This window comes from Mangrovimonas cancribranchiae, from assembly GCF_037126245.1.
Classification (GTDB): Bacteria; Bacteroidota; Bacteroidia; order Flavobacteriales; family Flavobacteriaceae; genus Mangrovimonas; species Mangrovimonas cancribranchiae.
This window is the reverse complement of record NZ_CP136925.1, coordinates 309,361-325,303: the sequence shown is the minus strand read 5'-3', so window position 1 is coordinate 325,303 and position 15,943 is coordinate 309,361. Positions and strand designations below refer to the sequence as shown.

General features: G+C 33.6%; 13 protein-coding genes. 7 read left to right on the top strand and 6 right to left on the bottom strand.

Annotated features, from left to right (window positions below):
- Positions 1-177: 177 nt before the first annotated feature.
- Both R3L15_RS01420 and yihA read left to right on the top strand, forming a co-directional pair.
- On the top strand, positions 178-942 hold the full coding sequence (locus R3L15_RS01420) for an alpha/beta hydrolase (protein ID WP_338732807.1): 765 nt from the start codon (positions 178-180) through the stop codon (positions 940-942).
- Between the two features lie 10 nt (positions 943-952).
- Positions 953-1,558 carry a ribosome biogenesis GTP-binding protein YihA/YsxC gene (gene yihA, locus R3L15_RS01415; RefSeq protein WP_338732805.1) on the top strand — a complete coding sequence of 202 codons (606 nt, stop codon included), beginning with the start codon at positions 953-955 and terminating at the stop codon, positions 1,556-1,558.
- A gap of 15 nt (positions 1,559-1,573) precedes the next feature.
- On the opposite strand, the gene R3L15_RS01410 is transcribed toward yihA, so the two are convergent.
- Together R3L15_RS01410 and R3L15_RS01405 are read right to left on the bottom strand one after the other, a co-directional pair.
- A complete protein-coding gene (locus R3L15_RS01410; protein ID WP_338732804.1) occupies positions 1,574-2,659 on the bottom strand; it encodes an ABC transporter permease in 1,086 nt (361 codons plus the stop codon).
- Positions 2,660-2,666: 7 nt separating this feature from the next.
- Positions 2,667-4,811 carry a carboxy terminal-processing peptidase gene (locus R3L15_RS01405; RefSeq protein WP_338734099.1) on the bottom strand — a complete coding sequence of 715 codons (2,145 nt, stop codon included), beginning with the start codon at positions 4,809-4,811 and terminating at the stop codon, positions 2,667-2,669.
- A 204-nt stretch (positions 4,812-5,015) separates the two neighbouring features.
- Here R3L15_RS01405 and surE point away from each other — a divergent pair, with 204 nt between their 5' ends.
- The 5 genes from surE to R3L15_RS01380 are packed head-to-tail and all read left to right on the top strand — an operon-like array spanning position 5,016 to position 9,861.
- Positions 5,016-5,792, top strand: a complete 777-nt coding sequence (gene surE / locus R3L15_RS01400) for a 5'/3'-nucleotidase SurE (protein WP_338732803.1) — start codon at positions 5,016-5,018, stop codon at positions 5,790-5,792.
- Positions 5,785-6,069, top strand: a complete 285-nt coding sequence (locus R3L15_RS01395; protein ID WP_125466936.1) for a hypothetical protein — start codon at positions 5,785-5,787, stop codon at positions 6,067-6,069. The genes surE and R3L15_RS01395 overlap by 8 nt, the downstream gene beginning before the upstream one ends.
- A 12-nt stretch (positions 6,070-6,081) precedes the next feature.
- Positions 6,082-7,197, top strand: coding sequence for a lipid-A-disaccharide synthase (lpxB, locus tag R3L15_RS01390; protein WP_338732801.1), 1,116 nt, complete (start codon positions 6,082-6,084; stop codon positions 7,195-7,197).
- 3 nt (positions 7,198-7,200) lie between these two features.
- Positions 7,201-7,761 (top strand): C40 family peptidase, encoded by a 561-nt coding sequence (locus R3L15_RS01385; protein WP_338732800.1) that lies wholly within the window; start codon positions 7,201-7,203, stop codon positions 7,759-7,761.
- A gap of 33 nt (positions 7,762-7,794) precedes the next feature.
- On the top strand, positions 7,795-9,861 hold the full coding sequence (locus R3L15_RS01380) for a ComEC/Rec2 family competence protein (RefSeq protein ID WP_338732799.1): 2,067 nt from the start codon (positions 7,795-7,797) through the stop codon (positions 9,859-9,861).
- On the opposite strand, the gene R3L15_RS01375 is transcribed toward R3L15_RS01380, so the two are convergent.
- The 4 genes from R3L15_RS01375 to R3L15_RS01360 form a co-directional block, all read right to left on the bottom strand.
- A complete protein-coding gene (locus R3L15_RS01375; protein WP_338732798.1) occupies positions 9,851-10,399 on the bottom strand; it encodes a thioredoxin fold domain-containing protein in 549 nt (182 codons plus the stop codon). The genes R3L15_RS01380 and R3L15_RS01375 overlap by 11 nt on opposite strands.
- A gap of 86 nt (positions 10,400-10,485) precedes the next feature.
- Positions 10,486-12,261, bottom strand: a complete 1,776-nt coding sequence (locus R3L15_RS01370; protein WP_338732797.1) for a peptide MFS transporter — start codon at positions 12,259-12,261, stop codon at positions 10,486-10,488.
- A 17-nt stretch (positions 12,262-12,278) separates the two neighbouring features.
- Positions 12,279-13,679: a peptide MFS transporter gene (locus R3L15_RS01365; protein ID WP_338732796.1), complete on the bottom strand. Its 1,401-nt coding sequence runs from the start codon at positions 13,677-13,679 to the stop codon at positions 12,279-12,281.
- 30 nt (positions 13,680-13,709) lie between these two features.
- Positions 13,710-15,935, bottom strand: a complete 2,226-nt coding sequence (locus R3L15_RS01360) for a S9 family peptidase (RefSeq protein WP_338732795.1) — start codon at positions 15,933-15,935, stop codon at positions 13,710-13,712.
- Between the last annotated feature and the right edge of the window lie 8 nt (positions 15,936-15,943).

The window sequence follows — 15,943 nt, the reverse complement described above, 5'->3', positions numbered from 1 at the left end:
TATCTCAATGAAAATTTCTTTAAACACTGATTTTCAAACACCTTAAAGCTGTAAAAAGGCACCCTAAACTATTTATTAACAGCTTTAAAAGAAATAACAAAAACACCGAAACCAATAATTGTAGATTTTTTGAATGATTTGACTATATTTGTTTTTTACGAAAAGACTAACTGATTAATGGCGCATAGACTAAAAAAAGAGAAAGATTACAGCTACATAGAAGTCGGAGAAGGCACACCTATTATCGTGCTTCATGGGTTGATGGGCGGATTAAGTAATTTCGACTCTGTTACTTCACACTTTAGCCAAAAAGGGTATAAAGTTATTATTCCTGAACTCCCTATATACACCATGTCCTTATTAAAAACCAATGTAAAAAGCTTTGCCAAGTATTTACATGATTTTATTGAATTCAAAGGATTTGATGAAGTTATTTTATTAGGTAACTCGCTTGGTGGACACATAGGTCTTTACCACACAAAAATGTTTCCTAAAAAAGTCAAAGCTCTTATTATAACTGGAAGTTCGGGGCTTTATGAAAGCGCTATGGGAAGTGGCTACACAAAACGTAGCGATTACGAAGTTATTAAAAAGAAAGCGCAAGATGTATTTTACGATCCTGAAGTTGCTACTAAAGAGATTGTAGACGAAGTTTACGAAACGGTTAACGACCGAAATAAACTAATAAAAACACTTGCCATTGCTAAAAGTGCGATTAGACACAACATGTCTAAAGACCTCCCAAATATGCATACACCAACTTGTATTATTTGGGGCAAAAACGATACGGTAACACCTCCTGAAGTGGCCGAAGAATTTAACGAGCTTTTACCAGATTCTGATTTATTTTGGATAGACAAATGTGGTCACGCTGCTATGATGGAACACCCAGAAGAATTTAATAGTATTCTTGAAAAGTGGCTTACAAAAAGGCAGTTTTAAAAAAGCAACCATGGAAATTAAAACAGCAGAGTTTGTTATAAGTAATTCTGAAGTCAGTAAATGTCCAAATACAAATTTACCGGAGTACGCTTTTATTGGACGAAGTAACGTAGGCAAGTCGTCGTTGATAAATATGCTTACTAACCGAAAAAAGCTCGCCAAAACCTCTGGAAAACCTGGAAAAACACAATTAATTAATCACTTTTTAATTAATAAAAATTGGCATTTAGTTGATTTACCCGGTTATGGCTATGCGCGAGTTTCAAAGAGCACTAAAAAAACATTTCAAAAGTTTATTACACAGTATTTTGAAAAACGCAAACAACTGGTTAGCGCCTTTGTTTTAGTAGATATTAGACATAAACCTCAGCCAATCGATTTAGAATTCATGCAATGGCTAGGCGAAAACATGATTCCGTTTTCTATTATTTTCACAAAGGCTGATAAACTAAGACCTAAAGCCATAGAAAACCATATTAACGATTACAGAACCATCATGCTAGAATACTGGGAGGAGATGCCAAACCACTTTATAACTTCCTCTACAAAAGATATGGGTAAAGATGAGCTTTTAAATTATATTGAGGATATTAATAATTCTATTAAACCTTCTTAACCTTTAATAACCTTTTTAAGTTTTCACTTCCAAAGCATCTCGCAATGCATTTCCTATAAGCATAAACGCCATAACCAAACTCATAATACACAATCCAGGAATTAATGCTAAATAAGGTTTCCCAAGAATAATATAATTATAGTGATCTTTTATCATAGCGCCCCAACTTGCCATTGGTGGTTGTGCGCCAATCCCTAAAAAACTCAATCCGCTTTCAATTAAAATGGCTGCTGCAAAATTAGCAGCTGAAATTACAATAACTGGCGCCATAATATTAGGTAATATATGCTTAAGTATTATTCTAACGTCTTTATACCCCAAAGCTTTTGCTGCCGTTATATACTGCATATTTTTCGCACTCATTACTTGCCCTCTAACCACACGTGCCACTTCTACCCACATGGTTAACCCAACTGCTATAAAAACTTGCCAAAACCCTTTGCCTAATGCTAAGGTTATTGCTATTACTAACAGTAATGTAGGTATAGACCATGTTACATTTATTAACCACATAATTACAGCATCAACTTTACCGCCATAATACCCAGCAAGGCTTCCTAATAAAATGCCCACAACTAAAGAAATAAAGACCGCTACAAAACCGATAAAAAAAGAAATTCTTGCGCCTACTAAAATACGGCTTAACATATCTCTTCCATATTTATCAGTCCCAAAAAGAAAGGTTTTTTGTTTCACATAAGGTTTTAACTTTCCTGAAGAGAATACGATGTGCTTTTCTTCTGCCTCTAATCCATCAGATACATATTCTTTATAAAAAAGCGTGTCGTTTTGTATGTTATAATATGAAATAGGAATTTCTTCATCTAAATTTTTCACTCCAAAAAACCATTCATTAAAAGTATTTTGATTTGTATTTACTGCCGATGGAACAGTTAACATATCAACTTTAAATCCAGGATTTTTTGAATGTATAGAAAGATGCATTTGGTTTGCATGCTCCGAATTATCTGGCGCAACAACGTAAGCAAATATTGAAATTAGCCCTATTAGAACCACAAATAGGAAACTAAAAACGCCCCAAAAATTACGTTTGAATTTTTGGAGCGCTAATGCTGTTAATGAATTTGATTCGCGACTCATAAAAGTCTTAGTCCTTTACCGTAGCTACTTTATTTATAGAGTAGGAAAGCTTTAAGTCTTCTAAAACATTCAAGGCCTCTTCTATGTACACGTCTTTACTCAAGCTTTTATGCCAACGATCGCGTTTATCTTTTAAAACGGTGTCTTTTAAAAACATATTTTGCTCGTAAGGTAACGACTCAAACGTCAAGTTTGTTTTGTAATCGTTAAGTTTATCAAAACGCTCAGCTATTTTTTCGTTTTCATCTAGTTTAGCTTTATAAGCATTATAATTTAATGAATGATGCGTTTCATCCATTCGTTCTTTAACCCATAAAGCGTTTTCATTAATAAGTTTTAGCTGCTCATTATTAATCATACGTTGTTCGCTGTTTTTAATAGCGTTGTCATAATCGTAATAATTATCCCAATAGGTATGTTCTACAGAAGCAATTTTATCGTATGGTAATGGATTTTCCTGATCTTTCTCTCCTATATCAATGTAAGAATATCTATCTGGCACAACAACATCACTTTTAACACCTTCCAATTGTGTCGATCCGCCACTTACACGATAAAACTTTTGTGTGGTTAATTTAAGCGCGCCTAAATCGCCATTTCTATTGTTTTTAACAATTCGGTTTAAGTCAAAAATATTTTGCACCGTTCCTTTGCCATAGGTTTGTCTGCTTCCTATAATAATAGCTCTTTTATAATCTTGCATGGCTGCTGCTAAAATCTCTGATGCTGAGGCTGACAGTTCGTTTACCATAATAACTAAAGGTCCATCCCAAATAATAGATTTGTCTTTATCTTTTAAAACCTCTTTAGGTTCGCCTGTAGATCTTACTTGAACAATTGGACCGTCTTTTATAAACAATCCAGCAATATCTACAACGGTTTGTAGTGAACCACCTCCATTATTTCTTAAGTCTAACACCAAGCCTTCCATACCAGCTTCTTTAAGGCGTTCGATTTCTTTTTTAATATCTGAAGCAGCATTTCTGTTTTTGTAATTTTCAAAATCCACATAAAACTTAGGCAGATTAATTACCGCAAATGTTTTATCGTTTTTCTTAACTATAGACGATTTGGCATAAGTTTCTTCTAGTTCTACAACATCTCTAGTTATAGTGATATCTTCCACCGTTCCATCTACTTTTTTTACTGTTAAAATTACCTTAGTGCCTTTAGGACCTTTAATTAATTTTATGGCGTCGTCTAATCGCATGCCAACAATATTTACTGGCTGATCTTCATCTTCTTGACGTACTTTCATAATAACATCGCCAACTTCCAGTTCTTTCCCTCGCCATGCTGGCCCACCAGAAATAAGCTCGACTATTTTGGTGTTATCCATACGCTTTTGAAGTCTCGCCCCTATACCTTCCAATTTCCCAGACATTTGTTGATCGAAACGATCTTTATCTTCTGGAGCAAAATAAAAGGTATGCGGATCGAACTCTTCAACAATTGAATTAACATACATAGCAAACCAATCTTTTCGTTGTAAATCGTCTATATAGTCATTAAAATACAAATCGATAGACTCTAAGGTTTCCTCTCTGGCTTCCTTTTCTATTTCAGCTGCTGATTTTTTTACAACTTTTTCTGAAGCATCAGATTCATCTTCCTCTAAGTTTTTCTGCTCTTGCATTAAGGCATCGTAATTAGCTAAGTTGCTAAATTTAAGCTGTTTTCTCCAACGCTCTTTTAATTGGCGACTATTTTTTGCATAATCTTGATTTTCGTAATCAGAACTATAGGCTTCATCTACCGAATAATCAAAAGGCTTCTCTAAAACATCTTTATAAATAACTTTAGCTTCTTCAATGCGTTTCATTAACCGTTCGTTGGTTAAGTTAAAGAACGAAATATCAAACTGTTTTAATTGATCGTCTATTTGATACTTATAGGCTTCAAATTCCTTAATATCTGATTTTAGAAAATAACGTTTTAGTGGGTCTATCTGGTCTAAATAATCTTGGTAAACCTCTTCAGAAAAACTATCGTTTAACTCTTTAGGGTCGAAATGTCCGCGTTCAAGCACATAAGTAATCACCTGAACTAATAATTTGTCTCTATCAGGGTTATCGAAGGTTTTAGACGTAAAGCTGCATGATGCGAATGCTAACAACAACACCAACATCAAAATTTTATAATTTCTTCTCATAAGTCTTATCATCATTTTTTACACTAATTTGGCTTAATAAAAAGGCCGGAAAACTTATATTAAATTAAGTTTATAAGATTACTAAATTAAAGAAAAAACCATGCCAATAAAACCTATTGGCACTAATTTTTTGTTAAACAAGATAAAATCATAGTTTACAATAGATTTTATGTATTTTAGCTTGATAAATTAAATGCCTTTAAAATGCCCAAAAAACCTCTTATACTAGTCACTAATGATGATGGCATAACAGCTCCTGGTATTCGCACATTAATTACTGCCATGAAAACTATAGGCGAGGTTGTTGTTGTTGCACCAGATAGCCCACAAAGCGGTATGGGACACGCCATAACAGTAAATTCTACATTACATTTAGAACGTGTTACTATAGACGATGGTTCGCAAACTGAGTATAGTTGTTCTGGCACACCTGCTGATTGTGTAAAACTTGCTGTTAGAGAAATTTTAAACCGTAAGCCCGACATTTGTGTTTCTGGCATAAATCATGGTTCTAACTCCTCAATCAACGTTATTTATTCTGGCACCATGAGTGCTGCTTTAGAAGCAGGTATAGAAGGCATTCCCGCTATTGGGTTTTCGTTATGCGACTATAATTACAATGCTAATTTTGAAGCCGCCAAACATTTTGCCACTAAAATTGTTAAAAAAGCGCTAAACGAAGGTATTCCTAAAGATACTGTATTAAATGTTAATTTTCCAAACACACCTTTTAATGACATTAAAGGCATAAAAGTGTGCAGACAAGCCAAAGCTAATTGGGTTGAAGAATTTGACAAACGACAAACACCTCTTGGCAAAGATTATTATTGGCTAACAGGAAAATTTGTTAATCTTGACAATGGTGAAGATACCGATGAATGGGCTTTAAACAACAATTATGTTTCTATTGTTCCTGTACAATTTGATTTAACTGCACATCATACTATTCAAACTTTAAACTCGTGGAATTTTAATGAATAAAAAAGATATTATTATCGGATTCGTAGTTGGCTTAATTGCCAATATAATTGGTTTATTTATGGCTACATTATTTTATAATAGCAACCGTCCGTTTTGGGAAACACTAAACGCCGCTATTTCTCATGGCTCGATTAGTCAATTAATTAGTTTTGGTGCTGTTTTAAATCTATTAGCTTTTTTTATATTTTTAAAAAAGAAACAAGAATACCGAGCAAGAGGCGTTTTGTTAGCTACTCTTTTTGCAGCTGTTTTAACGTTTATCATTAAATTCTTATAAGCATTTTAAATAATGAAGTACTACATTATTGCAGGCGAAGCTTCGGGAGATTTACATGGCTCCAACCTAATGAAAGCATTACTTAAACAAGATGTTAATGCCGAGTTTAGGTTTTGGGGTGGCGACTTAATGCAAAATGTAAGCGACAACTTAATCAAACATTATAAAGATTTAGCGTTTATGGGGTTTGTAGAAGTTATTATGAACCTAAGAACCATAACCAAAAATCTGTCGTTCTGTAAAAAAGATATTGAAGCATATCATCCAGATGTTATTATTTTTATTGATTATCCAGGATTTAATCTTCGTATTGCTAAATGGGCTAAAGCCTTAGGCTACAAAACACACTATTACATTTCACCTCAAATTTGGGCATGGAAAGAAAACAGAATTAAAGCCATTAAAAGAGATATTGATGAAATGTATGTGATTCTTCCGTTTGAAAAAGACTTTTACGAGAAAAAACATGGGTTTCCTGTTCATTTTGTTGGTCATCCATTAATAGATGCTATTTCCAATAGAACTCAAATTGATGAATACGATTTTCGCGCGAAACACGAATTAAACGAAAAGCCCATCATCGCTTTACTACCCGGAAGCCGGAAGCAAGAAATTAAAAAAATGCTCTCGGTTATGCTTGACGTTAGTAACGACTATCCAAACTATCAATTTGTTATTGCTGGAGCTCCAAGTCAAGACTACGAGTTTTACAAACCATTTCTTAAAAAATCTAATGTCCACTTTGTTTCTAACAGAACTTACGATTTATTAAGTGTTTCCACAGCAGCCTTAGTAACTTCTGGAACGGCAACTTTAGAAACGGCCTTATTTAAAGTTCCCGAAGTTGTTTGCTATAAAGGTAGTTGGATTTCATATCAAATTGGAAAACGATTGGTTAAACACATTAAATACATTTCTTTAGTTAACCTTATTATGGATAAAGAAGTGGTTACCGAGTTAATTCAAAACGACTTTAATAAAAAACGATTAAAAGCTGAACTTGATCTTATTTTAGACGACTATGAGCGCACTAAGTTTTTTATAAACTATTATGAGCTTGAGAAAAAATTAGGCGGAAAAGGCGCCAGTAAAAAAACAGCTCAACTCATCTACGAAAAGATTTCTTAATTCATGAAGAACACATTTTACCTGTTGTGTATTGTGGCACTTACTTTAGTTTCCTGTAAGTCAACCAAAGGCACCAAAGTAGTTACAAAAAAAAGTAAGCATACAACTACTAAAAATAGCTCTCCCAAAACAACTACGACTACTTCATCTAAAACTTATACAGCTTCTACAAGCTCGAATACAACTATAAATAATATTATAGCTGAAGCCGAAACTTACCATGGAGTTAGGTATAAATATGGCGGTAACACAAAACGCGGCATGGATTGTTCTGGGCTTGTTACTACAGCTTTTAAAAGTGAAGATATTCTATTACCAAGAACAACCTCTAGTTTATCTACTCATGGCAATTGGATTGATTTAAAAGATGTCCAAAAAGGCGATTTACTCTTTTTTGCGACAAGAAAAAATAGTCGTAAAGTTAACCACGTAGGGATTGTAACAAATACGCGACCAGGTTATGTGGAGTTTATTCACTCTACGACTAGTCGTGGTGTTATTACGTCTAAGCTTTCTGAAAAATATTGGTATTTTGCTTTTGTACAAGCCAGACGCGTCCTATAACATATATTAATCTTATTTTTAGTAACTTAACGCATGAAGTTGCTAGATTTTGTTATTGTAAGATTACTTCTTGTACTAATTATAGGTATTTCTGCAGGTGTTTTTCTAAACATCTCTAATCATCTTACATATCTAATTCTTGGTTTAAGTTTCTCTCTTTTCATACTAACTTATTTCATTAGCAAACATTTATTTAAGAAAACTATTTGGTTTGGCTTAATAAGCTATTTCACAACGTTCTTCCTAGGGATGGCTACAGTAAACTTTCATAATGAAAAAATGTCGCAAAATCATTATGTTCACCTAATAAAAACTAATCGCAACGAAGTTTCTACAGTAACATTTAAAATTAGAGAAGTACTTAAACCAGGAGCCTATTACAACAAATACATCGCTAATGTTCTTACTATTAACGACAAACCAGTTATTGGTAAAATACTACTTAATGTTGCAAAAGATAGCATACAAAATAACGCTATACATGTTGATGCCGTTTATACCTCAAGAACCAGCTTAAAACAAATTAACGAACCATTAAATCCATTTCAATTTAACTATAAAGAATATTTAGAAAAATCGTACGTATACCATCAAATATTTAGTAGTAATAAGAATCTTATAAAGCTTGACACATTACACAAAACATCTATTTATGGTATCGCTTACAAAATAAGGCGACAGATAAATAAACAACTTAAACACTATGAATTTAACCAAGACGTACTCGCTATAACCAATGCCCTTTTGTTAGGACAACGACAACATATTAATAAAGACATTTATACTAATTACACCCATGCTGGCGCAGTTCATATTTTAGCTGTTTCTGGATTACATGTTGGTATCGTTTTACTTATTTTAAATTTTGTTTTACGCCTATTAGAGTATTTAAAACAGGGAAAATTTATTAAAATAATAGTTATTTTATTGTGTTTATGGAGTTTTGCTATAATTGCAGGATTATCGGCTTCTGTTGTGAGAGCTGTTACTATGTTTACGGCTGTGGCAATTTCTATAAACTTGAGAAAACCCACTAACATTTACAATATTTTAGCTATCTCGGCTTTTATTTTACTTTTAGTAAAACCCCTATTTTTATTTGATGTTGGTTTTCAATTAAGTTACTTAGCCGTTATTGCTATTGTAGCATTTCAACCTGTTTTTTACAACCTCTATACACCAAAATGGGCTTTTGATAAACTTATGTGGAACGTTATTACCGTTTCATTTGCAGCACAACTAGGCGTTGCGCCAATTGCTTTGTTTTATTTTCATCAATTTCCAGGGCTGTTTTTTATTTCAAACATTGTAATTATTCCGTTTTTAGGATGTATTCTAGCCCTTGGCATTTTAATTATATTTTTTGCTTTAGTAAACATTAATATCCCGCTATTGCCCGACATATATAGTTGGCTTATTTCCCAAATAAATAAGTTAGTGGCTTGGGTAGCTAAACAAGAAGCCTTCTTTTTTGATGATATTTCTTTTGAATTTCCTCAAGTTATTGCAACGTATTTACTAATCGTGGTTTCTTATTTCCTAATTACTTCAAAAAACAAATCTAACTTAGTTATCCCTTTTTTAATAAGCGTGTTAATATTACAACTAACGTTTCTCTACGAAAAATACCACACAAGCACCCATGAGTTTATTGTGTTTCATAAAAGCAGACATAGTATAATAGGAAAAAAGTCGAATGATTTGCTAACCATTAATCACAACCTAAAATCAGAAGCCATCAAAACGCAAAAGTTTCTTAAAAACTACCGGGTTGGTGCACATATTTCTATGACAGAATATGATTCCATAAATCCTATTTATCAAATAAATGACCAACTACTTCTTATTGTTGATAGCATAGGAGTTTACAACACTAAGACACTAATTCCTGATATTATTTTACTAAGAAACTCGCCTAAAATAAACTTAACTCGTTTAATAGACTCGATTAAACCCAAACTTATTATTGCAGATGGTAGCAATTACAAGTCTTATGTGGCACGCTGGAAAACAACCTGTAAAAAACAAAAACTCCCTTTCCATTATACTTATGAAAAAGGAGCTTTTATTTTAAAACATCAACCTAAAATTAATTACTAAACTCAGGTTTAAATGCTTTATAATACGCATTAAATTTTTCTTGCGTATTCATATCGGTATGCTTATTGTCTTTAAATAGTTTTAAATACAACTCTAATTGTTGTGGCGTTTTATAGCCAATAATTGGCGCTAACAAATTGGCATTTTCATCAAGAAATACCAATGTTGGATACGACCTTATACTAAAATATCGTGATAATTGATGCGGTGAATTACGTCTGTTGGCTTTTGCAGGATCGTAATTAGGGTTTGTAAATGTGTTGTCCTTAAACGTTATCTCTTCATTTCCTTCGGCATTAAACTTTACCGCATAATAATGTTCATTAATATAGGCAGCAACATCTTTATTGCTAAAGGTGTTTCTATCTAACATTTTACATGGACCACACCATTTGGTATAAGCATCTAAAATGATTTTTTTTGGATTTTTCTTTTGAAGTTCTACAGCCTCTTCTAAAGACACCCAATTAATTTCTTGTGCCCAAAGATTCCCGACAAACAGTAGTGAAACGATTAGAATTGTAATATGTGTTCTCATAGTTTTTTTGTTGCAAAAGTTGTTCCTAACTTACAAAAAATGCTCCAAGAATGGAGCATTTTATTTTTTTTTAACGGTTTTATAGTTTAACGCACACCATGCATTAATTTTTTCATCACAGGATTTAAAGCCCATACAAGTAGTCCAGCTACAAGCGGTACAATGGTAAAAATTAAGAAGAATGTAGAAAGACTATACTCTTTTGTAATGTTTTCAATTTGTCCTCCTAGTACAGCGGCTAGCTTATTACCTATAGCGATGGCCAAATACCACATACCAAACATAAGGGCAATCATTCTTGCCGGCACTAATTTACTTACATAAGACAGTCCTACAGGAGATAAACATAATTCTCCTAAAGTATGGAACAAGTAAGCTAGAATTAACCATATCATACTTACCTTAACACCTTCTTCTATTCCATAAGACCCGAAAGCTAACAACCCGAACCCTATCGCCATAACAATAAGTCCTAAAGCATATTTTGATGCAGCAGAAGGATTGTATTTACTTTCAAACCACTTTGAAAATAATGAGGCAAACACAATAATAAAGAATGAATTTAAAATACTAAACCATGATACGGTAATCTCAGAAACTTCTGCTGTAAATTCTCTTTGTAACATCCAGGCAACAATACCCCACATAAATAGAAAACAGATTACCAAAACAATGTTTGAATAAGGTATTTTCCGGAATGTTTTCTTCCATAAATCATACAACACATACGTAATTATTAATAAAGGAATCACGGTTAGTAAGGCATTTACTACATTAAAAGCCATGGCAGAGTTTCCTTCTAACACTCTATCCACATTATCTCTAGCAAATAATACTAAAGATGAAGCGCCTTGCTCAAACGATAACCAGAAAAATACTGTAAAAAAGGCAAACACTATAAAGGCAATCATACGATCCCTTACTATGGCTGAGTATCTTAAAATACGCCCTATAACTAAAAATAAGAATAATGCTAATGCAAATAAAACCGCTGTATATTGTCCTTCGAAACCACCCATTTCTAATGCAGAAAACATATCTATTCCAGCAATTTTAGACATTGGGTCATTAATAGCATAACCCAATCCAACCACCGAACATATAACGATTAAAATTTTATCTAAAGTTGTAAACGGGTTTGGTTTTTCGACCTCTTCTTCCTCATCTATTTCAGCTATAGAATTATCGGCGTCTTGTACATCTTCAACTTCATGAACCTTGGTAGGTTTAACGCCTATTTTGCCAAATAAGTTTTTAGAGAAGTAAAACTGAAGTGTTCCTAATAACATAAAAATACCGGCTAGACCAAATCCGTAAGACCACCCTATTTTCTCGGCTAAATAACCACAAAGCATCATTCCAAAGAATGCGCCTGCATTTACACCCATATAAAAAATGGTATAAGCACCATCTTTCTTTTCGGGATGCTTTTTATACATTTCTGAAATAATAGAGGTAATATTTGGCTTAAAAAAACCTGTACCTATAACTAACAATCCTAGGCCTAGGTATAGCGAAAACTCCGTTTCTAGAGCCATAGACGCATGACCTAAGGTCATAACTAAAGCCCCTATTACAACAGCCCAACGATAGCCTGTAAGCTTATCTGCTATAATCCCACCTACAATAGGTGTGATATATAAAAGCATGGCATAAGTACCAAAAAGTGCTCCGGCATTTTCTGCCGACCATCCCCAACCAGGGTTAGCACCTACTACAGCATACGTTAAAAAGTTTACCAAAAGCACACGCATTCCGTAAAACGAAAAACGCTCCCACATTTCGGTAAAAAACAATACAAAAAGGCCTGCTGGGTGACCTAAGACTTTATCCTTAAATAAATTTTCTGCGTCGGTATTCATAATTGGTTAGATTGTTATTAGTTAATTTTTTCATCGGCTAGTTCGTACCCTTCAGGAAGCTCGTCGTTCATATCTCTTTCATCATCTTCAACTCCATGGGTTAGAACTTCTAATTTTTTTCTGAATAACATTACTATTGCGCCAAAAGCAATACAAAATACTGCGATTCCAGTAAATATGGTAAATTCACCAAACTTTGATGCTGATTCACCTAATAATCCAGCTAACTTGTTACCAAGTCCTGTCATTGCAAAAAATACCCCCATCATTAAAGAGGCGTATTTTAAAGGTGCTAATTTGGTAATATAAGACAATGCTACTGGTGATATACACAGCTCTCCTACAGTATGAAATAAATAAGCTAGCACCAACCAATACATAGCAGAAGTTCCTGTACTTTCTAATTGAGCAGAAGCTGCAGACATAAAGAAAAAGCCAGTTCCCATAATAATTAAACCAATAATCATTTTAAATAATGATGTTGCTACTTTTCCTTCCAACTTTCTTTTTGCCCAAAACCCTGCTACGGTAGTTCCAAGAAAAATAATAAACATGGCGTTTAAAGATTGAAACCAAGAGGCAGGAACTTCCCAGCCCATCAACATCCTATTAGTATTATCCATAGCATAAATATTCATAAGACCTCCTGCTTGTTCAAAAGCGCCCCAAAACACAATTACCAATAAAAAAGAGATAAGCAATACGACTATTCTATCTTTTTCTATTTTGGTTAATGGTCTATTCATGGCTTCTTTATCTTCTGCATTTTCAGAGGTTCCTATAAAATTCCCAACATACTTTAAATGCTTTTGTCCTAAGACGTATTGCAATAAACCTAAAGCCATTCCAATACCTGCTAATCCAAAGCCATAATGCCAACCATGAACTTCACCAACATAACCAACTATTAAACTAGATAAAAATGCCCCTACATTAATTCCTATGTAAAAAATGGTAAACCCTTTATCTCGTCTAATGTCTCCTTTTTTGTATAAACCACCAACCATAGTAGAAATGTTTGGTTTTAACATACCAACTCCAGCAATAATTAACCCAAGCCCTGTATAGAATGCCCACATTTCTTCGATAGCCAAAACACTATGACCTGCGACTAATAGGATTCCTCCATATAACACCGATTTTTTCTGCCCTAATAGTTTATCAGCAATCCATCCGCCAGGGATAGAAGCTACATAAACTAGCATAGTGTACCATCCATAAAGCGCTAAAGCTTCAGCATTGGTCCATCCTAAACCAGCATTTTCATCGGTTGTTTGAGCTACTAAATAGAGCACCAGAATAGCACGCATTCCGTAGTAAGAAAAACGCTCCCACATCTCTGTAAAAAACAAAACGTACAATCCTACCGGGTGTCCAAATAGTTCTTTTTGTTTTATTGTATTTCCCTGAGTTGACATATATAGTTGTATTAGTTAGTTATTCGTTTTTTATGATTTTATGTTTACTTCATCCTCATCTAGCTGATTTTGAATCTTATCTCCTAAAGTTTTATCGATAAAGTTGGTCATTTTTTTATACAAATGTAACCTTGTATTACCTCCATAAATACTATGGTTTTTATCTGGATAAATCATCCATTCAAATTGTTTATCGGCTTGTATTAAGGCTTCCACCATACGCATGGTATTTTGTAAATGCACATTATCATCTGCCGAACCGTGTATTAGTAAAAAGTCTCCTTTTAACTTGTCTACATGACTTAATGGCGAATTATTATCGTAACCACCTGGGTTTTCTTGTGGCGTGGTCATGTAACGTTCTGTATAAACAGAGTCGTAAAACCTCCAACTCGTTACAGGGGCAACAGCAATAGCCATTTTAAACACATCGTTACCTTTAAACAAGGCATTGCTACTCATAAAGCCACCGTAACTCCATCCCCAAATTCCAATTCTAGAAGCATCAATGTAAGAACGTTCGCCTAATTTTTTAGCGGCTGCTATTTGGTCTTCTACTTCGTATTTCCCTAGTTGTTTTTGAGTTACTTTTTTAAATTCAGCACCTTTATAACCTGTTCCACGACCATCAACACAGGCTACAATATAACCTTTTTGTGCTAACATTTGGTACCAATAATCGTTTGAGCTATTCCAGCGGTTTGCAACTTGTTGCGATCCAGGTCCCGAATACTGGTACATAAATAAGGGATACTGCTTATTTTCATCAAAATCGGCAGGCTTAATTAGCCACATATTTAAGTCGTTACCATTTACGTTTATAGTTGTGAATTCTTTTTCAGATGTTTTATAATTTAAAACTTTACTAGCTAATTTATCATTGTCTTTAATACTCTTAATGACATCGCCAGACTCAGCGTTGTTTAATGTATATTCTGGTGGTGTCGTGGCACTAGAAAAGGTGTTTATAAAGTAAGAGAAATCGGCACTAAATGCAGCGCTGTTTGTACCTGTACTTTTTGTTAACCGCTCTTTGCTTCTACCGTTCAATTTTATTGAATACACATCTCTATTGATAGAACCATTTTCTGTAGATTGATAAAATATTTTTTTCGATTTTTCATCATATCCATAATAGGCAGTTACTTCCCATGTTCCGTTAGTTACTTGGTTAATTAAATCGCCTTCTTTACTGTAGTGATATATATGATTAAACCCATCTTTTTCACTTGTCCAAATAAAGCTATTATCATTCAAAAATGTAAGGTTATCTGTAATATCTACATACGCTTTGTCGGTTTCTGCAAGCACTAACTTTGCGGTATCTTTTTTAGTATTAATAAACCATAAATCTAGTTCGTTTTGATGACGATTCATGTATTGTGCGCTTAATACATCTTCATTTTCAGACCATTTAATTCTAGGAATATAAAAATCGTTATATGTTTTTCCTACGTTAATTTCGGCAAGTGTTTCTTTATTCACATCATACAAATGAAGGGATACAACAGAATTGGCCTCTCCTGCTTTTGGGTATTTAAACTCTTGTTCTTCTGGATAAAGTTGTGTACCAAAAACATCCATAGAGAATTGTGGTACATTAGTTTCATCAAACCTAATAAAGACTATTCTATCGCTTGATTTATTCCACTCGAAAGCCCTTACAAAAGCAAATTCTTCTTCATAAACCCAATCTGTTATACCGTTTATTATTTTGTTTTTTTCACCATCAAAAGTAATCTGCTTAGTATCTCCAGAAATTAAGTCTTTAATAAAAAGATTATTGTTATACCCGTAAACTACTTTGCTACCATCTGGAGAAAAGGTTGGTTCCTGAATTCTCTTTTCGGCAATTAAAGTTACTTCTCCCGAAGTAAGGTTATAAACATAATACTTTCCTAAAGTTGAATGTCTGTAAACAGATTCTACATTGGTAGCTAAAAGCACTTTGCTCTCATCGTTACTAAAAGTATAATTGGTAAAGTAATCGATTTCTTTTATTGATGCAGAACTTACAAGTGTTTTTACTTTTGAAAGTGTTTTGTAATCGTACACATCTATAGATGTAGAACGAGAATACCTATCAAAATTTAACACAGAATATTGTTGCCCATTTTTCATAGAATGTAACGCATCCATACGTTCTGTTCTAAATGTGCCATTCCAAATTTCAGATAGGGTTATTTCTTTATTTTGTGCAGTTGCTATACATGTCGCAAAGAAGAAAAATAGCGACAAAAACCTCATAAATTTCATTAATTCTT